The organism is Microcoleus sp. Pol12A5 (assembly GCF_036701435.1).
Classification (GTDB): Bacteria; Cyanobacteriota; Cyanobacteriia; order Cyanobacteriales; family Microcoleaceae; genus Microcoleus.
Map to the genome: position 1 here is coordinate 1 of NZ_JAUBQU010000018.1, position 21,024 is coordinate 21,024.

General features: G+C 44.4%; 15 protein-coding genes and 1 pseudogene. 8 read left to right on the forward strand and 8 right to left on the reverse strand.

Annotation, left to right across the window (positions count from 1 at the left end; all coding sequences use genetic code 11):
- Positions 1-140 precede the first annotated feature (140 nt).
- Positions 141-428 carry a hypothetical protein gene (locus tag QUA45_RS07240; protein ID WP_333220087.1) on the reverse strand — a complete coding sequence of 96 codons (288 nt, stop codon included), beginning with the start codon at positions 426-428 and terminating at the stop codon, positions 141-143.
- A 915-nt stretch (positions 429-1,343) separates the two neighbouring features.
- On the opposite strand from QUA45_RS07240, the gene QUA45_RS07245 reads away from it, so the two are divergent.
- Positions 1,344-1,907, forward strand: coding sequence for a hypothetical protein (locus QUA45_RS07245; protein ID WP_333220089.1), 564 nt, complete (start codon positions 1,344-1,346; stop codon positions 1,905-1,907).
- Between the two features lie 268 nt (positions 1,908-2,175).
- On the opposite strand, the gene QUA45_RS07250 is transcribed toward QUA45_RS07245, so the two are convergent.
- Positions 2,176-2,781 carry a Uma2 family endonuclease gene (locus QUA45_RS07250; protein WP_333220091.1) on the reverse strand — a complete coding sequence of 202 codons (606 nt, stop codon included), beginning with the start codon at positions 2,779-2,781 and terminating at the stop codon, positions 2,176-2,178.
- Positions 2,782-2,971: 190 nt separating this feature from the next.
- Between QUA45_RS07250 and QUA45_RS07255 the strand changes: the two genes are divergently transcribed.
- Both QUA45_RS07255 and QUA45_RS07260 read left to right on the forward strand, forming a co-directional pair.
- A complete protein-coding gene (locus QUA45_RS07255) occupies positions 2,972-3,163 on the forward strand; it encodes a hypothetical protein (protein WP_333098853.1) in 192 nt (63 codons plus the stop codon).
- A gap of 21 nt (positions 3,164-3,184) precedes the next feature.
- Positions 3,185-3,517, forward strand: a pseudogene (locus tag QUA45_RS07260) (Uma2 family endonuclease); the annotation flags it as partial.
- Positions 3,518-3,579: 62 nt separating this feature from the next.
- Here the strand turns inward: QUA45_RS07260 and QUA45_RS07265 are convergent.
- Positions 3,580-4,254, reverse strand: a complete 675-nt coding sequence (locus QUA45_RS07265) for a methyltransferase domain-containing protein (RefSeq protein ID WP_333098855.1) — start codon at positions 4,252-4,254, stop codon at positions 3,580-3,582.
- 50 nt (positions 4,255-4,304) lie between these two features.
- Between QUA45_RS07265 and rfbC the strand changes: the two genes are divergently transcribed.
- From rfbC to QUA45_RS07285, 4 genes are all read left to right on the forward strand, one after another.
- Positions 4,305-4,850 (forward strand): dTDP-4-dehydrorhamnose 3,5-epimerase, encoded by a 546-nt coding sequence (gene rfbC, locus QUA45_RS07270; RefSeq protein WP_333220093.1) that lies wholly within the window; start codon positions 4,305-4,307, stop codon positions 4,848-4,850.
- 2 nt (positions 4,851-4,852) lie between these two features.
- The gene (gene rfbD, locus QUA45_RS07275; protein WP_333220094.1) at positions 4,853-5,725 is read left to right on the forward strand and encodes a dTDP-4-dehydrorhamnose reductase; all 873 of its coding nucleotides are present in this window, start codon (positions 4,853-4,855) and stop codon (positions 5,723-5,725) included.
- 106 nt (positions 5,726-5,831) lie between these two features.
- Positions 5,832-7,622, forward strand: coding sequence for a hypothetical protein (locus QUA45_RS07280; protein ID WP_333220096.1), 1,791 nt, complete (start codon positions 5,832-5,834; stop codon positions 7,620-7,622).
- 92 nt (positions 7,623-7,714) lie between these two features.
- Positions 7,715-8,689, forward strand: a complete 975-nt coding sequence (locus QUA45_RS07285) for a glycosyltransferase family 2 protein (RefSeq protein WP_333098861.1) — start codon at positions 7,715-7,717, stop codon at positions 8,687-8,689.
- Positions 8,690-8,824: 135 nt separating this feature from the next.
- Here the strand turns inward: QUA45_RS07285 and QUA45_RS07290 are convergent, their stop codons facing one another.
- The 5 genes from QUA45_RS07290 to smc form a co-directional block, all read right to left on the reverse strand.
- Positions 8,825-10,657, reverse strand: coding sequence for a DUF6798 domain-containing protein (locus tag QUA45_RS07290; RefSeq protein WP_333098862.1), 1,833 nt, complete (start codon positions 10,655-10,657; stop codon positions 8,825-8,827).
- 12 nt (positions 10,658-10,669) lie between these two features.
- Complete coding sequence (locus tag QUA45_RS07295) at positions 10,670-12,850, reverse strand: hypothetical protein (RefSeq protein WP_333220098.1); 2,181 nt, start codon at positions 12,848-12,850, stop codon at positions 10,670-10,672.
- An 81-nt stretch (positions 12,851-12,931) separates the two neighbouring features.
- Positions 12,932-13,861: an SGNH/GDSL hydrolase family protein gene (locus tag QUA45_RS07300; RefSeq protein WP_333220100.1), complete on the reverse strand. Its 930-nt coding sequence runs from the start codon at positions 13,859-13,861 to the stop codon at positions 12,932-12,934.
- Positions 13,862-14,245: 384 nt separating this feature from the next.
- Positions 14,246-15,271, reverse strand: a complete 1,026-nt coding sequence (locus QUA45_RS07305; RefSeq protein ID WP_333098868.1) for a PRC-barrel domain-containing protein — start codon at positions 15,269-15,271, stop codon at positions 14,246-14,248.
- Positions 15,272-15,339: 68 nt separating this feature from the next.
- Complete coding sequence (smc, locus tag QUA45_RS07310) at positions 15,340-19,230, reverse strand: chromosome segregation protein SMC (RefSeq protein ID WP_333220101.1); 3,891 nt, start codon at positions 19,228-19,230, stop codon at positions 15,340-15,342.
- Between the two features lie 365 nt (positions 19,231-19,595).
- Here smc and murA point away from each other — a divergent pair, with 365 nt between their 5' ends.
- The gene (murA, locus tag QUA45_RS07315) at positions 19,596-21,011 is read left to right on the forward strand and encodes a UDP-N-acetylglucosamine 1-carboxyvinyltransferase (protein WP_333098875.1); all 1,416 of its coding nucleotides are present in this window, start codon (positions 19,596-19,598) and stop codon (positions 21,009-21,011) included.
- Positions 21,012-21,024: the final 13 nt, after the last annotated feature.

The following is a 21,024-nucleotide window of genomic DNA, read 5'->3' on the forward strand; positions in this document are numbered from 1 at the left end:
AATACATTCTCAACCACTGAATCCCTAGCTAGCCAGAGTTGCCAACTCATCAACGGCATTAAATCACTCCAACGCTCGGATTGTTCGGGAGTTCTTAGGTTAGGCAATGTCCAGTGTAGTCGTTGCTTGACAAATTTATATCAATGATCCACTCCAAAGCGTCGTAAATACTTAAACCAGACTGTTTCTAGAGGGAGAGTTCGTTCTCCCACCCAAGCCAACCATAAGGGTGGAAACGGCTGACCGTTTGACATGGGCTTCATTCTTTGGACGAGGATTAAATTGACTCTGTGTTCAGCGGCACGATAAAAATGCAAGTCAAGCCATTGACTGACTCGAACTTGTCCCAACTGTGAATGTTCGTCAATTTCAATCACATTATCCGCGATGAGCCATGTGCTTGGGTCATTGAGCTGATTGACTGACAAAAGTTTAATTAGCCCAAACTACAGTGGTAGCTTGAAACTCAATTCGGTAAGTTCTTTGCTGATGTTGTAAACGAGAAGCCTTGACTGGTTCGGGGTCAATATTAGTAGAAAAAGAGATAACAGAAATTAAATTCCAGCCCTTGTTCAGAGCTTGTTTGACCCAACTCCAGCCAATTTTCAAGTAGCTAGCACCTGGTTGACTGACAAAAGTCAGTCAAGATCGGGGTAAAAGCTGACCCAGACTGGATTAAAGAGAAAAAGAGGGATAAACTGTTTTTAACCAAAAAACCAGTATGAATCGAAATGATCGATCGCCGCTCTCATCTTCATCATAAACTAATGAAATTCGCAGGTCAATACAGTCAGTGGTCAGATTTAAGACATCTAGGAGTGATGTGTTGGATGATGGTTGGTTTGATTGTAGAAGGCAAGGTAAATCTAACCAAATGGATCGACCATGTTTGCACCAAAGCAGAAATAGCCCAAAGCACACAACGAAGATTGTCTCGATGGGTAAATAATCCTCGCATCAACCCAGCAAAACTTTATAGTCCTGTAGTGAAGGCCTCCTTTGCCAACTAGAAAGACTCAGAAATTTATCTGAGTTTTGATACCAGTATGTTATGGGATAAATATTGCATCATTCGGATCTGTGTTGTACATTTGGGCAGAGCGATTCCGGTGGGCCCGCGAGTACTCAAACACAAAAGTAGTAGTGTCAACATCGATACTTATCAGGACCTCCTCAAGCGTGTCTCAAGGCTCCTACCAGTCGATGTCAAAGTCATTCTCTTGGCTGAGAGGGGGTTTGCCAATGCCGAATTAGTCCGTTATGTCAGAAAATTAGGCTGGCACTGTCGAATCCGGATTAAAGGGAATTTTTGGCTGCGTCATCCACGGCAGGGGTGGCAGCGAGTGAGTCAATTTCCGGTAGCCATCGGCGAGGCAAAACTGATCCACAACGTTCAAATTCACAAATGTAACTCGCTCACAGATGTCCATCTAGCAATTGCGTGGGAATCTACGAATGGCGAACACTGGTACATTATTAGTACCGAACCTACTAATCTCCAAACTTTTCGGGAATATGGCTTCCGCTTTACCATTGAGGAAAATTTTCTGGATGATAAATCCTCTGGATTCAATCTCGAAGACTCTAAACTCCGTTGGGCTCCAGCTATTTCTCGACTGTGCTTGGTGTTAGCGATGACTACTTTCTTCTTGACTGCTCAAGGTGTTGAAGTTGTCATTTTAGGTCAGCGTCGCTGTGTAGATCCACATTGGTATCGGGGTGCTAGCTACTTGAAAATTGGCTGGAGTTGGGTCAAACAAGCTCTGAACAAGGGCTGGAATTTAATTTCTGTTATCTCTTTTTCTACTAATATTGACCCCGAACCAGTCAAGGCTTCTCGTTTACAACATCAGCAAAGAACTTACCGAATTGAGTTTCAAGCTACCACTGTAGTTTGGGCTAATTAAACTTTTGTCAGTCAATCAGGTTCTCTAGAGGTATGCGGCAAAGACAGCTCAGTTTTGATGGGCGAGTAATTAAATTCTGCTAAAATTTGATCCGTTTCGTAAGGCAACTCAAAGTATGAACGAAATGTATATTCTTAACCTTCCTGTAAGATTTTTTTCTCGATCATACTGTTTGAAATTGCAATGTGTTTATTTGTCAATAATTATAGCAAATCTAAATCATTTATACAGATTTGTAGGGTAGTGGCCCGTGCCTACCCTCTATCGCTTATCCCCAAACTTCTGTCAAATCCAAGACAAACCCCGGCAACACATCTTCACCGGACAAAGTAACAGGATTTTCCAGCACTTCTACATCTTGATTTTGCCTGTAAATTTCTACTTTTCTGTTTTTTCTATCTATCAACCACCCCAAACGAGCGCCATTGTTCATATACTCTTTCATCTTGGCTCGCAGCGGTTCCATGCTGTCAGTTTTAGAACAAAGTTCTACCACAAAATCAGGACACAAGGGAATAAAGCTTTCTTTTTGTTTTGGGGTGAGTGCATCCCACCTTTCTTGACGCACCCAAGCTGCATCGGGAGAGCGATCTGCTCCATTGGGTAAGTGAAAACCAGTAGAAGAGTTAAACGCTTTACCTAGTTTAGTTTGACGGTTCCACAACCAAAGTTGTCCTTCTATGTCGAGATTTTTGTATCCTGTTTCGCCTCCGGTTGGTGGATTCACGATTAATTCCCCTGTTGCTGTTCTTTCTAATTGTAATTCTCGGTTGGCGATGGCCAATTCAACGAACTGTTCGCGGGTAACGGTGAGTGTTAGTGTTAGTGGAATATTGAGTGCAAAGGCGGCGGATGATTGAGTTTGTGTCATCATGTTTGTCCTCAAAGTGATGCTTTATGGCAGCTTCATCCTAATTGGACAAAGCCAGAAATGCTGGATACTTTGTAACTTTTATGATAACACTGAAAAGTGCCATCTACAAAGTGCGATCGCGCTTTTGTCAACCAAAGCTCGATCGCATCTGGTATCATAGAAAAAAAGTTCCCCGCGCAGACGCAAAAACATGATAACTTCTACAGTTATTGCCCAATCGAAAATCTACTCTCTAGAAGCATGGATGGAAAGTCCACCGGATATGCAAGAGTGGGTTGATGGTGAATTATTGGAAAAAAATGGCATGACTCTCAAGCATAGCAATGTGCAAGGAAATCTTTACTTTTATTGGAGAACTTACAAAGACTCTAGCGGACAATAAGGGGAGGTTTATACTGATGTTCCTTGCCGCACCAACCAGCAGGGACGCTATCCTGCTGTTGCTTACCTTCCCCCGGAATTTGTCGCACAATTTGGCAATCTCAAAGTGCTGCCACAAAGTTTTCCTTTCGGTGCTGAAATTGTTTTGCCAACTGATCGGGCGGAAGATCTAATTGCTAAAGCTACAGAATATTTAGAATCGGGAAGTGAGGAAGTTTGGCTGGTATATCCTGAAAACCAATGGATTATTGTAGTAACAAAACAAACCATAAGCATCTTTATTGCTGGGGAAGTTATTAGCGCGCAAATTGTTTTACCAGGTTTTAGCATTCCAGTCGAGGAATTATTAAAATGAGCGATTTCCCTAGATTCTCATTTTCCACCTCTGACGGGAAGTGTCGATCTTGAGAAAGATACTCAATTCTTGTGTTTCGAGGCTTTAACAAACATTTGCCCTCCCAAAGCTCCCCACAAAAAAGGCAATTTTAAGTAAACTTTTAACAGCAAGGGCGAAGCCGGTCTGCCTTTCGTCGAAAACGGTAAAAATCTCGGTATAATCAGGTCAATTTCAAACCCGACAGTTTGTAAAAGCTCTTGCAGCGATAAATGCGTTATCGGTAATTGATGGTCGATAAAATCGTAATATTCCTTGTAGGAGTATTTAAAATTAGGCTGAATTACCAATAAAGAACCGCTCGGCTTGAGGGCATCAAAGCAAAACGAGATAATTTCTACAAGTTCCTCTTTGTTTCGGAGGTGTTCAAAAAAATTTGAGATAAAAATACGATCGAACTGTTCGGTAAAAAATTTATTAGACTCCAAATTTAAAACATCAATGTTCAGCACCTTCACATCAGGATTTGCAAATAACTTTGAATCGGGATTGAGGTCAATCAAACATTTTTTTTCAGCCCTAATTTGATTGATAAACTCGCAGTAACCGCCGCCAATATCTAAGATAGCTGATTCGGGAGGCACATAATCTTGTAAGAATTCGTCAATTAAAACTTTCCAGAGTGCCACCTTCGCTTGCATTTGTCGCGAATCAAAGCGGTTGGCATACAACTTTTTGAGATATGTGTCAGTTTTCATAGTAAAATAGCGTAGACTGAGTATGAGTTTATCACGCGATACAGCCAACTATGAATGTTATATCTACTGAAATACCGGAAGTTCTGATCGTTGAGCCGAAAATTTTCGGAGACGATCGCGGTTTCTTTTTTGAGAGTTTCAATCACAAAGTTTTTGTCGAAAAAACAGGTGTGACGGCAGAATTTGTTCAAGACAATCATTCCAAATCCTCTAAAAATGTGTTGCGCGGTTTGCACTACCAAATGCAGCATCCTCAAGGCAAATTGCTGCGGGTAGTTGCTGGCGAAATCTTTGATGTAGCGGTGGATATTAGAAAAAGTTCGCCGACTTTTGGGCAGTGGGTTGGCTGTGTGGTGAGTGCAGAAAATAAACGGCAATTTTGGGTTCCAGCGGGATTTGCTCATGGTTTTTTAGTGGTTTCGGAGACGGCTGAAGTTTTGTACAAAACGACAGATTATTACGCACCAGCACACGAGCGGTGTATCCTGTGGAATGACCCCGATTTGGCGATCGACTGGCCGCTAGATGGTGACCAACCAATCTTATCAGCTAAAGACCAAGCTGGACAAACGTTGAAAAGAGCTCAAGTGTTTTGATCATGAAAATTTTACTCGCAGGTGGCAGCGGACAGCTAGCTCAAGAATTGCAGCCGATTTTATTATCTTCGGGAGAGGTAATTGCGGTCGATCGCACTCGCCTGGACTTATCCCAACCCGAAAGCATCTGTCAAGCAATGGCTGAAATTCAACCGGATTTAGTCGTCAATGCGGGTGCTTACACTGCGGTAGACAAAGCAGAAAGCGAACCGGAATTAGCAAATGCAGTCAACGGCATTGCGCCGGGAATTCTCGCAGAAGAATGCGAAAAACTGGGAGCAAGTTTAATTCACTTTTCTACTGATTATGTATTTGACGGCAGCCACGGTTCTGCTTATCTGGAAACAGATTCTACGAACCCACTGGGAACTTACGGTCAATCTAAATTAGCAGGCGAGGAAGCAATTCGGAAAGCGGGAAACCGAAATATTATTATTAGAACCGCGTGGGTTTACGGCAACGGAGGCAAAGGCAACTTTGTCAAAACTATGCTGAGGTTGGGAAAGGAAAGAGAAGAAATTCGAGTAGTAACAGATCAGATCGGAAGTCCTACTTGGACGGGGGATTTAGCGGAGGCAATTTCGCAAATTATTCCTCTGCTTGGGTCAGAAAGTTTTGGGACTTACCAGTACACTAACAGCGGTGTTTGTAGTTGGTACGATTTTGCGATCGCCATTTTTGAGGAAGCAGCACAACTCGGCCTTCCCCTAAAAGTTCAGCGCGTAATTCCCATCACCACCGCCGAATATCCGACACCCGCAAAACGTCCGGCTTTTTCTGTCCTCTCTACGGTAAAAATATCAGCACTTCTAGGCACGTATCCTCCCCACTGGCGGCAAGGACTCAGAAAAATGCTGGCCAGAGAAGTGAAATAAAAAATCGAGGAAAACTCAAATCGCGAGGGCGAGTTTTGTTAATGAGTTACCTGTTATATCCAAAGTTTCTCACCTCAACTCGTCCCTACAAATTAAAAATCTCCCCATGTCTGAATCTATGAAAGTCAAGCAACAATATATTTTAATTGCCGCATCAGTTCTCGGAATCCTAATACCAGCGTCATATATTTTGTACTTGATATCCCAAGCGGGAGACTTGTCTAATTTTGATTATTGGTGGATGACATGGAATTTTTATTCAGTAGACGGTTTCTCTACAAATCCTTTTGATTGGATATTTCGGGCCAACGAGCATTTTGTCTTGATTCCGGCAATTATTTATGGCTTGAATATAGTTGTCACCCAAGGTTCAAATATTGGTTTATGTTTAGTTGCCTGGTTCTTAGCTTGGATTCAGTGCCACGTATTAATTGCTCTGCTGCCGTTAAAAATGAGGGTTTTTCCGCTGCTATTTATCTCGCTAGTTCTTTGTATTTCTATTTTTAACTTTACTCCTGCTGCGGCTCACAATTGGATGCGGGGATTCAGCGGAGTTCACTGGATAATTGCTAATTTATTTGTGATTTGTTCGATATTTTGTTTGCAATCCTATGCGACGCTTTTGTCAAGGAAGAAGGAGGCTCCGCCTCTGGATCTACATTACCAGGCAGAGCCTGGTAATGTAGAATGGAAACAAAATAAGTGGGTAATTGGCAGCATTGTTTTTGGCGTTTTAGCCTGTATTAGTTACAGCACTCCTTTAGCTTTGTGGCCGATATTGTGTGCTGCTGCTGTTGTGCTGCGGTTTCCTCGGCGAATAACTTGTTTGTATTTCATTGCTTCGATTGCAGTGATTGGCATTTATTTTTTAACTTATAAAACTCCATCTCATCACCCTTCTTTAACTAAAATCAACCCGCTCAAAACTCTCGAGTATATTCCCATTTATCTCGGCGGAATTTTTAGCGAAAATATTATTTTTGCTTCAATTATTGGTATAATTGGTTTGATGGCAGCAACTGGTTTTGTCGGTTATTGGCTATTGGTAAAAAAGGTCGATCGCCCAGATTGGCTGCCTTGGCTATCAATCCAACTTTACACGCTGCAAACGGCGTTAATGGCAGCGGTTAGCCGATCGGGATTTGGCGTCGAACAGGCCACCGCTTCCCGCTACGCGACACTCCCAGCTTTGTTTTGGATGAGCACAATTGTGCTGACAGTATTGTGGGTGCGCGAGTTGCAGCCAAAACCAAGAATTCAAGGGCGTTGGCTGACACCGCTGTTTGCAGTCGCGACAGTCGCGATTATTTTAATGTACGGGGTGGGAGGCGAAACTGCAATGGCGATCGCCCGCAGAGCCACCTATCAACCGTTAGTAGCATTATCACTGCAATTAGGAATCACCGACGTAACGCTAATTAAAGACCGCGTAGGCAACAAACCCGCCGCTTTTATCGGATTAATTGACGCCTTAAAAATTAACAACTTAGTGCCATTTAACCGAGACATCAAAAAACACAATTTCTGTGCAGCATTAGACACAAAAATCGACCCAAATTTACTGTCAGCGCCCAAAGACGGAGTACCCGGATTTTTTGATACAGCCACCGCACTTGCACCAACAGCAGCGAGAGTAATTGGCTGGGTAGGAGACCCCGAAAACAATGTAAAATGTATTGCCATTCTCAACCAAGAAAATGTCGTTCGAGGTTTCGCCATGTCAGGATTTCCGCGCCCAGATTTAGTTAACTTGTTTGGCCCTTCCTACGAATTCGCCGCTTGGAGAGGATACATTCAAACATCACCAACAGATAAATTATTGACAGCCTATGCTTCCTTTAAAAACCGCAAAGGTTGGGTAGCATTGCGAAACTCCCAAGTTATCAATAAAAACTAAAAAACCTCTCTTTCTCCTCCTCTGTGCCCTCTGCGCCCTCTGCGGTTAATAAAAAAATCTCATTGACAACACAAATGAAATAGAATAGCCCTATGCCAAAACATCTCAGCTTCGTAATCCCAGTTCACAACGAAGAAGCTACCCTCAAATTGCTGTTTGAAAAAATCCAACTTGTCATGTTTCAAACAGAAATTGACAGTTACGAAGTGATTTTCATAGATGACGGTAGCCGCGATTATTCGTGGCAAGAAATCACTGATTTAGCCAGCCAACATCCCAAAATCATTAAAGCGATTAAACTGCGCCGCAACTTTGGCAAATCCGCCGCACTTTCAGCAGGATTTCGCAATGCAGCAGGGATAATTATCTTTACTCTCGATGCTGACCTTCAGGATGACCCCGCTGAAATTCCCAAATTTTTACATCATTTAGAATCGGGATTTGATTTAGTTTCCGGTTGGCGAAAACAGCGGAACGACCCGCTTTCTAAAACTTTACCTTCCAAGCTGTTTAATGCTGTTGCGTGTTTGCTGACTGGGGTGCAAATGCACGATATGAATTGCGGTTTTAAAGCTTACCGTAGGGAAGTTTTGCAGTCGATTAAATTGTACGGGGAATTGCACCGCTACATTCCAGCTTTAGCAAACAATTTAGGGTTTAAAATTGGGGAAGTAGTTGTAGAACATCATCCGCGAAAGCACGGAAAATCTAATTACGGCTGGGAACGCTATGCGCGGGGATTTATTGATTTGTTGACAGTGTTAGCCACGACGCAGTATTTACACAAACCGGGTCATTTGTTTGGAGGTTTGGGATTATGTTTTGGCTTGGTTGGAACTGTTTCGCTGAGTTATTTGATAGTTATTTGGTTTCTGAATTTGGCGGGGATGAATTTTGGGCCGATCGGGAATCGACCTTTGTTATTTTTTGGGATTTTGTGTACAATTCTGTCGGTGCAGTTGATTTCTTTGGGGATTTTAGCTGAGTTGATGGCGCGGAATGTGGATGCTGATTATGTGGATAAGCAAATTAGCGAAATTATTGATGATTCTGGTTTTGATATTTAACCGCAGATTAAAGCTGATTAACGCTGATTAACGCAGATAAATCGGCGATGGAATTGCTTACAGACAAGCAAACTCTGTCTATGCTGACTCAGATAAAATTATAATTGGGATTTAACAAGTTTTACCAATTACCTCTTACCTAATTTTATACAGTATCCATTTGCCTTGTTTGTCTGCGATTTCCCCTGGAATATTTGGATGCCAGTCAGTACGAGTCAGGATATAATCGGCATGATAATTTTTGGCTACTTTGACTAAATCTGAACTGCTGCGGCGGATGAAAAAGTCATTTCCTCCCCAGATCATTTGCGGGTTTAATGGCACTCCTAAAACGGTTTCCATGCGACTTTGCCATTCTTTGATGCCTTTTTCGGTAAAGGGAAAGTTTTTGAAGTTGACGACAATCGCTCTTTCGGAGAAAAACTGAAAGCTGGTAACTGAAGGTGGAATTAATACGAGTGAATCGCGGCTGCTACTTTGCGAAAATCGGACAGCTAATTTGCTTAAGTCGTCTCTGGGAAAGGCATTGATATTAACTCTTGTTTGAAATACATTTAATATAGGTTTGGGCAGAATTCCTGCTACTCCAAAAACTAAGGTGGCGGTAGTTATTAAGGCTAATGTGTGAGTTATAGCCTGTTTGATCGATGTAGCTAGGGATGTTTTTTCTAAAATGAATGGGAAAGCGAGGATTGAGAAAAGGACGGGGATGCTAATTATGCGATCGCCAACTATTTCCCATGAATCAGTCACCGGATATATCAAGCTGAAAATTACCGTTCCTGCTGCTAAAATCCACAACAATATATTATATCGTTTGGGCAATACGTAATTTTTTGTTTGCCAAACTGATAATGCTAAGAAAATGATGCCCCTAAAAGGCAACGTTAGTACAGCTAACAGCAACAAGCTAACAGCTATTTGTTTTTCTCTGTAAAGTCGCTCGACCATCAAAGCTACAGCAATAAATATAATTATTTGAGCAAAAGGTACGGTTCTAGCTAACTGTAGTTTGGCGATAAAAGCCAGCGGGTAAACTTCTACAAATACGTAATTCAGAAACAGTGCAAAAATCGATGTACCAACAATTACATAAAAATTAATCTTGTCTTCTTTGGGCAATAAATAGGAGTTTTTGATGCAAAGCAAGCCACCCATTATGAAACATATAAAGTTGAACCAATTCCCCACATCCCAATTAGACGGGAGGATGTGGTGGGGGTTGCGGACTGTTGCGTGAATGTAGACAAACTCGGCGTTGTCGATAGTGTGAGTGCTGGTAGTACCTGTTAATAACATCGGTACGTAAACGATACTTGCCATTGCTGCTAAAAGTGCGATCGCTAAAATCAATGTTTTGAACTTCCGCTGTTTTACAGATTCAATAACTAAAACGGGAATCATCATCAATCCCGGCAACAAACCAACTAAAAATTGCAGCAGACAAGCCAGTCCAAAAAATAAATATCCGGTCAGCCATTTTTGGCGCAAACTAAAGTAAATGCCCCAGATTGCGAAGGCCATAGCGAAGGTACTGGGTACTGATTTATTGGAAAATATCAGCGTGTTACCAACATCTGTAAATGAAGCGGCTATACATAAAAAAGCCATCGCTGCAGCAGGTAGTTTTGAATTAGTATAAATATTGATAATTGCGTAGCAAGCTAGGATAAATGAACCGAAGGCTAGGAATTGATAAATAAAGTGCGCTAGGGGAATGCTGGTTCCTAAGTTTGCGAGCAAATAGATGATATAATAATAGTAGTATCTCGGATTGAATTTAACCATTTCCTGAACGTAATAGTCATTTTTGTAGAGTTCAGGATTTAACATAAATTTAATGGGTGGCACTTCGGGGAAATTGCCTCCAATTGGGAAAATATAGCCAGTGGCCATCAGGGAACCGATGATGACAAAAGTATAGAGAGATAGATTAAAATACCAGTGAGATTTTTGGTGTTTTTGCATTGACGGTTCCACTTACCTACTGACAGCCAAATTGTTAATCTCCAGTCGGCATTGGTTTGTTAAATCCTGTTTGCTGCTACTCAATACCTCAAGCAGCAGATAAATGGGATTTTTGCCCTCAACTAATAGATTTAAGCCGATCGCACTTTTTTGACTATAAGCCATCTCTGCTGAGTCTACTAATTTACCTTGCTTGTCCCACAAAGTCAAGCGCAGGACAACTCCCGGACATTGCTTGTTAAGTAAATTGAGTTTGCCTGTAACTTTCGCTTTGTCGGAGATGGAACCTAAATAGAGGAAAGATGTATCGAGTTTCTTGCTGTTTTTAATTGGATGAGTTACAATATTATATAGGTTATCCGATTCTTGACTGACTGAATAATTGGCACTTGTGTAGATTGATTGATGCAAACTAATCCAATCTAACTGCGTGCCCGGTCGATCGACTATTTGGCGCTGCATCGCCTCCAGAGCCCTAACTGCCGTTGCTGTATCAGTCGGCCGCACCCTCCGGTAAACGCTGACAGTCACGCCGTTTTCTAGCTTAAACTGTTCCGGTAGCAATTGGAAATCGCGGGCAATTTCCCAGTTTTGAGTAAAGGCATCGTACACAACTTTAACAACATCTTGTTCGTGCGATCGCAAAACTTGTTCGTCACTCGGTAACACCTGCTGAAAGGGTGTAGCAACCACCGCATATTGTGACTGCAACAACTCCGGTAGCGGGTAAGTATCGCGCGAGTCAATTTGCGGCCTCCCGATGGTATTTAATTTCCACCAGCCCTCCGGCGGGTTTAATTTGCGGTTGGCTTGTCGGAGTATGTTAGCATTAAAACTGTTAGAAGCACCGGCAATATAAATCGGTTCTTCATTTGGTGCTAATTTTCGCAGAAATTCTACTAATTTTATAACTTCGTCGTAATCCGATCGCACTAACGGCGGAAAATTACCCACAAACAGTCTTGGCAAATCAATTTTCAGAGGAATTAACCCGACTGCAGCATTTACAAGCAGGTACAAACCCGCCGCGCCCAGCATAAAATACCGGAATTTTCCCTTGAGTGTCAGCCAAGCTGTCCAGAAAAATGTGGATAGTCCTAAAAGTGCGATCGGTGTAATATGAATTGTATAGTGCAAGTAGCCGTAACGCAAAACTAACAGCCATTCAACCACCGACAAAACCCCAAACAACGAAACAAAAATAGCCGCCGCCGGAACCAGCTTTCGAGTGAGAATTCCCGCAGAAAAACCAATCAGTACCAGCAGCCAAGTGCCCAAACCGTAAAAATCTGCATAACGAGTTAAAATATCATTTACAGGCAAACTCCAAGCGACATACAAATTGCGGTAGTCAACCGTCAGAGCACTGCGAGTAAAATCTCCCGCTACCAACATTAAAATAGTAAAGCTAGTTGCAGCTATCAATACCAATTTAACAGCGGATTCAAACAAGCTTCTGTAGGAAAACGGCACTGGGGCGTCCTTGTCTTTTGGAGACGACAACGACGTTTTTTTACAGTATATTAGTACAATAAACTCGATGAGAACCTGTAAAGTCGCTGCACCCAAAAATGCGATCGCACTATAAGCAAAATGACGCCGCAACAGAATCGCCGCCGCCAGCAAAAACCCAATTAACGGGATTTTCCACCAAGATTTCAGCTTAACATCCTGCAAATAAACCCAAATTGCCAAGGCTACAAACACACAGCCGCCAGTATCCAGATATCCCCGCAGAGTCGGTATCCAACTCATCGGAATTAATAAACTCAGCAGCACCGTTGACCAAAAGACCCGGCGGGAATAAACTGGAATTAGCTTTGCAGAAATTGCCCCCAGCAACAGGCGAAACGGCAGCACATAAATCAGGGATACGCTGAGAATGTAACTTAGTCGAGACTCGCCAAATAATAGAATAAACGGCACTAACGGCAGAGAGATTAACAGGTTTTTTTCCTTAGATAGCGATTCTATAACTCCGCGCCATGCTTTATCTGGCGACTCTCGAAATAAATTTGCCGTGTTGACTGTAGCGGTATTGTATCCCGCGTAATCCCACCAATAAAAAGTATGTTCGCTGGATACATAGATTGATGTTACTGCAACTGTGAGGAGAACAAGTAAAAACAGGAAAAACCCATCAATTAGAAATTTTCGAGGCAATTTAAAAGAAACAAAATCAAATAATCCCATCAGTCTAGCAACCCTAAATAACTTCTAAACTTCCTCTTTATCTCTTCCTTCGCGCCCTTTGCGCCTTCGCGGTTCGTTAACTTACTTTAAAACAGTACGTTGCAAAAAGCCTTCCAACTTTTCTGCATATTGCCGATTGGCGATCGCACTTGGATGAAGGTCATGAGGTAAATTATTATTGGCAGGTATTTTCAAATCAACAGAAATATCCGCCGTAGCAATTCCCTGCTGACTTAACTCCTCCAACATCTTAGCAGAACCTGTATTAATTCCCGCCACAACTAACTTAACACCATTAGCCTCAGCCACACGGTTAAACTCTTCAATAATTGCCTTAGAAACCTCGTGACTTTTGTACAATCCCTCTTCAAATTGATTGTAATTAACCTCCAAAAAATGGCTTAATGCAGAAACCCGCATCAGCGGGAACTCGTGATATTCAAGTTTTGCCATTTTGTAGGTAAAATTATTTTCTCCATTCAGCCTAGCATCGGGCTGGAATAAAATACCCAGTTTATTCCAAGCAGCCATTTGCTTTCTTCTCGCCCTTAACAAAGTATTGCGGCGGTCGTGAAATCCCGCATAAGCAATCACCGCCATTTTTGGTTTATTTCCTTGTTTGAGTGCTTCTTTGAATTGAATCAACGAGTGCAGCGTGCCATACCCGTTAACGCCAAAATTTACTATTTCATACTTGGGTAATTTTTCTTGCAGCAACCAAGCATAAGTTTCACTATCATTCAATGACCAACCGTAGGTAAAAGAACAGCCAAATATCCAAATTTCTGGCTTTGTGGACGATAAATTGTAAGTATTGAGGGGATGAGTTATTCTTAAACTATTATTGAGATGAGTGGCATTAAATGAGTAATTACCGTTAAGTGTCACCTTGAATTTACCAGGCAAATGCTTGTAGCCGAGTTCCGAGTCTTTGGTAAAAAAGTTACCTTTTGGTTCGACCGCAACATCAACATTTTCTATTTGCCAGGGTTTGTATCCCGCAACTCGCAAGACAATTTCAGCCGTGGTGGTAGATAAAAAAATTGGAAAAATTAGATATGTTATTAATCTGAAAATAAAGGTTTTAATAAAAGTTTTTTTCATAATTTAGCGTAGGGGCGGCTTTTACAAACAATATTTGAGGTTCACCAACAATTTAGATAAACCCGCCCCCCACACAGCCGATAATCTAGATTAACCTGATGTTCGAGATAGTCCAAAAAAAATGTAGATTCCGATTATTGGTTGGGCGGGGGCGAGTTTATTATATTGTTGGTTTTACGCCGATATGGTTGGTGAAACCCGCCCCTACAGGCCATTGTAGGGGCGGATTTCACAACTATCTATTTCTAAAACAAACAATCTCGTAAACCCGTCCAACCGAGGGATTAATTTCTAATAACCAGGCTCCTCCTCATACTCAGGAGTCTTAGTTTTCTCAGGGATATTCACCCGAGGAGCCTGGTAAGGCTTCGGTGCCTCATCGTCAGCCCAAGCATCAGCCTCCACATCATCCTCGTACTCGTACTCCACCACTGGCTGCTTCGGGCGAGAAATCTCAGCGCGAGTGTATTGGGGTTTCTCCTCGTACTCCTCCTCTTCGTAATCGTCCTCCTCGCCGCCCCAATTATCCTCTTCGTAATCCTCGTAATCCTCGATTGGCGGCTGCTGTGCCTGCACCGCGCGCATCGGCGGCTGGCGAACCGCAGGCCGATTCCACTCTAAATCCTCATCCCAAGGAACTTCCTCCACCGCAGGCGCAGCTACGCGGCTCCGCATTTCCGGTGCAGGTATCCGCACGCCCGGGCCCAATTGATTTCCCGTAGCCACGGGTTTCGGATAATAACCTGCCTCGTCTTCTTCTCGTTCCCAAGGTGCTTGACCCAAACCGACGCGCTCGAGCAAACCCACACTAAGCTGTCTGAGCCTTTCCTCGGAACCTTCAAACACAATCAAGCGATTCGGGCCGCTGCTGACAATTTCTTCAATGCCCAACTCGTAAGTGCTGAGAACTTGGTCGGGGATTTGGGGGATTCCCAAGGAAGCGATAATTATAGAAACTAACTTACCGTCTTCGGGGTCGAACCTAAAGCCCCGCACCCTACCTAAAAGTTCGCCGGTTTCGGTAATAACTTCGCTGTTAATCAAAATGCTGTAGACTTCAACATCAACATCATCTTCGATCGCGCTCTCATCTTCCACCAACAGCACGTCGCCGATTTCGCTGACATTGCTGAGGAACATAAACTTCGGCATTCCAGCGACCGCAAATATATTATCACGCAGACCGATCGCCACAACTTCCCGCCGGTCAATGTCCACCCACAATTGACTGACCACCCCCAAGCGTTTACCTCTGTCGCGGGTGATGACTTGAGTGCCTAGAATATCGGAGCGTTGGCAGATTTGTTCGGATGTCATTCTAACTTTAATCCTGATTTATTAAGTACATATATCACTCAACACGAGCGTTAACATAAACTCCGGGACTACAACTTCAGTCCTATGACTTGAGTATAAGCTCCCCGTGCTTGAGTAACGCCAATTGTACGCTCAGCCGATTGAATCATAGGTCGCCGCAAACTCACAACAATAAACTGGGCTTGTTCAGACTGTCGTTTTATCATTCTAGCTAATCGCTCCACATTTGCCCCATCGAGAAACATATCCACTTCATCAAAAGCGTAAAACGTAGACGGGCGGTAGCGTTGCAGCGCAAAAATAAAACTCAGCGCCGTCAGCGACTTTTCGCCTCCAGACATGGAAGCCAGCCGCTGTACGGGTTTGCCCTTCGGGTGAGCCACCAAATTCAAGCCGCTGCTGAAGGGGTCTTCCTGGTCATCTAGCTGGAGATAGCCATCGCCTTCGGAAAGTTCCGCAAAGATAGTCTGAAAGTTCTCGTTAACCGCGTCGAAAGCTTCTTTAAAAGCGCGCCGCCTGAGTGTGGTAAAGTTTTCGATTCTCAACAGCAGTTCAGTGCGTTCTCCTTCCAATGTCGTCAATTTTTGACTCAATTCTTGAAGGCGCTCTTGAGTGCGGTTGTACTCTTCCAAGGCTAGCATATTGACAGGTTCTAAAGCTTGAATGCGTTTGGCGATCGCCTTTACTTCTTGCTGCAATTCCGTCAAATTGGCTTTCTCGACATTTTCAGGAATCGACGGCACGGGGTCGGGCATTTCCGCCCGCTGCGCTTCCAATAGAGTGCGGACTGCGGCTAATTGTTCCCGTCGTTCTTGCTGGGTTTCGTGGAGTTTTTGCAACTGCCATTGTAACTGTTGTTTGGCTAAATGCTGTTCTCGCAATTGAGATTCCGCCCGATCGCGCTCTCCCTTCTGCACGCCCAATTTTTCCTCAATTTCCCCCAAAGCCGCCTTAGCTGCGGCAATTTGTCCATCGAGTTCTAACTGCTGGGAAACAATGCGATCGAGTGCATCCGCCCCCGCATTTTGCTGCACTTGCCATTCCTGCAATTTCTCGCTGCCTTCCTTAATTTTGTCTTCCAAACGCCCGAATTGATTTTCCAAGTCTACAAGGCGTTGCTGGACGTTTCTCAGAGCCAATTCTCGCTCTTGCAGTTGCGCTTCCAGAGCGCGCAAACTCGATTGCATTTGCTGCCATTCGCTGTGACTGTTCGACTCTTCCAACTGCGCCAAAGTTTGCCGGTACTGCTGCAATTGAGTTTCCTGTGCGGGCAATTCTCGTTCCACCAACTGCAATCTCGATCGCGAATTAGTTAATTCCTGTGTGTTTTTCGCAATTTGCGATCGCACTTGTTCCTGTTGCGCTTGCAAATTCTTAATTTCCGAATCCAACTGTTCCAAGCGCAACTGATGTTCGCGCAAATTTTGTTTTGCTTCCATCAATTCTTGGCTGCGAGTTTTAACTGCAACAGAAGCGCGATCGATCGCAATTTTGCACCGTTCCAAAATCCGCTCAATTTCCTCCAACCTTTCTTGCAGAGATGCGATCGTCCGCGCTTCACTAGCAGCCTCACTAGCCTCAACCGTGCCAAAATGCAAGGTTGATCTGTTAGTAGAACTTCCCCCAGTCATCGCCCCGCTAGTTTCCAAAATTTCCCCGTCCAAAGTGACAATCCGGTACTGTCCCAAATAGCGACGGGCGTCGCTGAGGTTGCTAAACACAACCGTACTGCCAAAAACGTAAGCAAAAATTTCCTGATACCGCGAATCGCAATCAATCAAATTAACAGCCGCATCCACAAACCCAGCCGCGCGCCGCAAATTTTCATTCACCGAATACCTGCCGCCTCTAATCTTATTCAAAGGCAAAAACGTCATCCTTCCCGCCCGTTTTTGTTTCAACAATTCGATCGCAGCAGCAGCCACGCTGTCATCTTCCACCACCATATTTCCCATGCGCCCGCCCGCCGCTATTTCCAGCGCCAACTGATAGCGCGGTTCTACCCTGCCCAGTTGCGCCACCAAGCCGCAAACTCCGCCAATTCCGCTTTGCGCGACAATTTTTGCCGTAAACGTTCCCGTCGCTTCTTGCAGTGCTTGAAACTGCACTTCTAGTTTGTCTAATTTGCGCTGTCTTTCCCGCTGTTCTTCCAACAAACGAGTTTGAGTTTCCTGTTGCAGTTGCAATTCTTGTTCGGCTTCGACTAAAATTTGATTCAGCGATTCTACTTGCAAAGATGCCACGCCTTTGGTTTCCACCAGGCGAGATTGCTGCTCTTTTTTCGCTGCAATTTCCTGTTCCAATACTTGCAGCGATTGGTTTTGTTCTTGAATTTGACTTTGCAGGCGATCGGCTCTTTCGCCAATGGTAGCTTGTTCTGTACGCTGCGGTTCCAAAGTTTGTTGAATTGTTTCGATTTGGCGGTGCAGTTCCGTTTGCTGCTGTACCCAAGCTTCTGCCGTGGAGGCGATCGCATTTGCAATTTCCCGATTTTCATCTAAACTTTGCTGGGCTGCGTCCCGCTGTTCCTGCAAACTTCCTATTTGAGACTTAACATAAGATATTTCAATCTCTATTTGCTCCAAACTTTGCCGGAATTGGCGAACTTCTTCCTCGGTTTGTGCTATGTTAGCCGCCATTTGCCCAGCAGTTTTTTCCAAATCCTGTTTGCGGTTTTGCAGTTGCCGCCGTTCCGCTTCCTGAGTCGCAATCGTCGCTTGCAAAGCCAACAATTCTGACTCTCCCAAAGCTTTAACGCGGGCATTCAGCGCGTCAAGTTCGGCGGTTGCTTCTTGAATTTGAGTGTTAATTGTTTGCAGTTGTTCAGTGAGAGATGCAGAAGTGCGCTCGCCCGTTTCGATTTGTTCTCGCAGCTTCCATTCTTGCTGCTGCAATTGCCGGAATTTCAGCACAATTTCCCACTGCGACTTTTCTTGAAATTCCGCCCGCAGCTTTTGATATTTTTCCGCTTTTGTGCGATCGGAAGCAAGTCTGTCCCGCTGAGAAATCAGTTCTTTTTCCACAATCCGGCTGCGTTCTTCCACCTCCTTAACTTCATCCAACTTCTGCCTAGCTAAAGAGATTTTGCGATCGAACTGAGCCACCCCAGCTAATTCGTCAATGATTTCTCTGCGTTCCTTAGAATTCATCGAAATAATGCTGGTAACGTCTCCTTGGAGCACGACGTTATAGCCTTCGGGATAAATTCGCAAGCGGTTGAGTTGTTCGTGAAGTTGAGTCAGCGTGCAAGGTTGCCCGTTAATGTAATAAGTTGAAGTGTAAGTACCTTGGCGAGTTACCCGAAGTTTCCGCGTCACACTCCACTCATCCGATTTTGGATTTTCGATTTTGGATTTTTTATTACTAGCGAGTAGTTGTCCGTTGTTGTCTTGAGTTGCTGCGATTTCAATCTCTTCTACGTCTTCAACAGATAACTCATCCGATTTTGGATTTTGGATTTTGGATTTTCGATTGACAGCAGATGAGTGGCCGTTGTTGTCTTGAGTTGCGGCAGTTTCTATCCCTTCGGCTTCTTCAACAGATAGAGGCGATTCTTGATTGACAGAAGATGATTGTCCGTTGTTGTCTTGAGTTTCGGCAGTTTCTATCGCTTCGACTTCCTCTGCTTCAACAGATAACTCATCTGCTGCATTTTCATCCTCATCTTCATCCTGGGCGAACCATTCCTCTCCCACATCTTCCAGCGCAAAAGTCGCTGTCACGCTAGCTTCGATCGTACCGCGTTTGTTTTGGGCGCTGTTCACCAAATCCGGCAAACGTTCAGCCCGCATTCCCTTAGAACTCGAAAGTCCGAGACAAAACAGCAAAGCGTCGAGGATGTTGGACTTCCCAGAACCGTTGGGCCCGGAAACCACAGTAAAACCGGGCAGCACGGGAATGGCCGTCGTGCCGCCAAAAGATTTAAAGTTAGTCAGTTCGATCCGTTTAATGTGAACCATATGCTAGGAGTAGCTTTGGCTCTAGGTTGTTGTCACAGGGTAGCACAGGCAATGGGGCGATCGACAATGTGTAAACTTTCTGGCATTGTCGATCGAACCGATATCTTACACCTTTGTCAACAACAGAGTCAGCTTTTACTTAAAAAGTTCGTTGACAAAGGTACAACATCTGTGATTTTAGCGATCGCTACAAATGAACGTAAATTTTGATACAGATAACTTCATGAGACTAGATCAACATTATTTGTGCGCTAAAACCTGAAAGCCTTGTCCAGATTGAATGTCAGCAAAGATAATTCCCAGATTTCCTCATGTTACCCCTAGACATATAAAAAGTTTCCGGTAAAATCGAACCAAAATTAATAATGTATAAAGTAACGAAACCCATTATGGAGGGCAAACCCATTACACCAGCTCAAAACTCCTCTAACCTGCCAGCTTCACCTGAAAGCGACCAACAAGTATTGCAAATTTGGGGTCGCCAGCCCCTTAAAGGACACGTTAAAATCAGCGGCGCCAAAAACTCGGCCTTAGTCGTCATGGCAGGAGCCTTGCTCTGCCCAGAGGATTGCCGTCTCCGCAACGTTCCCGGTCTAGTCGATGTCGCCCGCATGGGGCAAATTCTCTCGGCTGTAGGAGTCAAATTACAGCAGCACGAAGACGTTTTAGACATCAACGCCAGCAACCTCATAGACGCTCAAGCCCCCTACGAATTAGTCAGCCAACTGCGGGCGAGCTTCTTCATCATCGGCCCACTGCTAGCGCGTTTGGGATTTGCCAAAGTGCCCTTACCCGGTGGGTGTGCCATCGGGGCCCGACCCGTTGAACTCCACGTTCGCGGTCTGCAAGCCCTCGGTGCCGAAGTTCACATCGACCACGGCACCGTTCACGCTTACGTCAAAGGGCCGAACCGCCGCCTGAAAGGAGCCAAAATTTATTTGGACTACCCCAGCGTCGGCGCAACTGAAACTTTGATGATGGCGGCGACTCTCGCGGAAGGAGAAACCATAATTGAAAATGCGGCTCAAGAGCCGGAAGTCGCAGATTTGGCGAATTTCTGCCGCGCCATGGGAGCAAAAATTCAAGGCGCCGGCACGAATACGATCGTCATTTCGGGAGTTCCCAAGCTGCACGCGGTAGACTATTCAATTATTCCCGATCGCATTGAAGCCGGAACATTTTTAGTAGCAGGAGCCATCACTCACTCGGAAATCAGTTTGTCGCCGGTCATTCCCGACCACCTGACCGCAGTCATTGCCAAATTGCAGACAATTGGCGCGAAAATTATTGCAGAATCCCCCGACATTTTGCGGATAGTTCCCGGCCAAACTCACTCGGCCACAGACATTGAAACTCTGCCTTATCCCGGTTTCCCCACAGATATGCAAGCTCAGTTTATGGCTTTGCTGACGCTGAGCGAAGGCGACAGCTTGATCAAAGAAACTGTGTTTGAGAATCGCTTGCGCCACGTAGCAGAACTCAACCGCATGGGCGCCGACATTCGCCTTAAAGGCAATGTAGCGATTGTGCGCGGAGTGTCGCGGCTGTCGGGTGCGCCGGTAGTGGCAACAGATTTGCGGGCTTCGGCGGCGTTAGTGTTAGCGGGACTTGCAGCCGATGGTGTCACCACCATCAGTAGCTTGCAGCACTTAGACCGCGGCTACGAGCAGTTAGAGGTGAAGCTGCAAAAATTGGGAGCTAAGTTGCGACGGGTCAAAGAGGGTACAGACCCGGCGACTGCTGAGGCTCCTGTCAATCCCGTGCGATCGGGTTTAAAGTAGTCAGAAGGAAGAA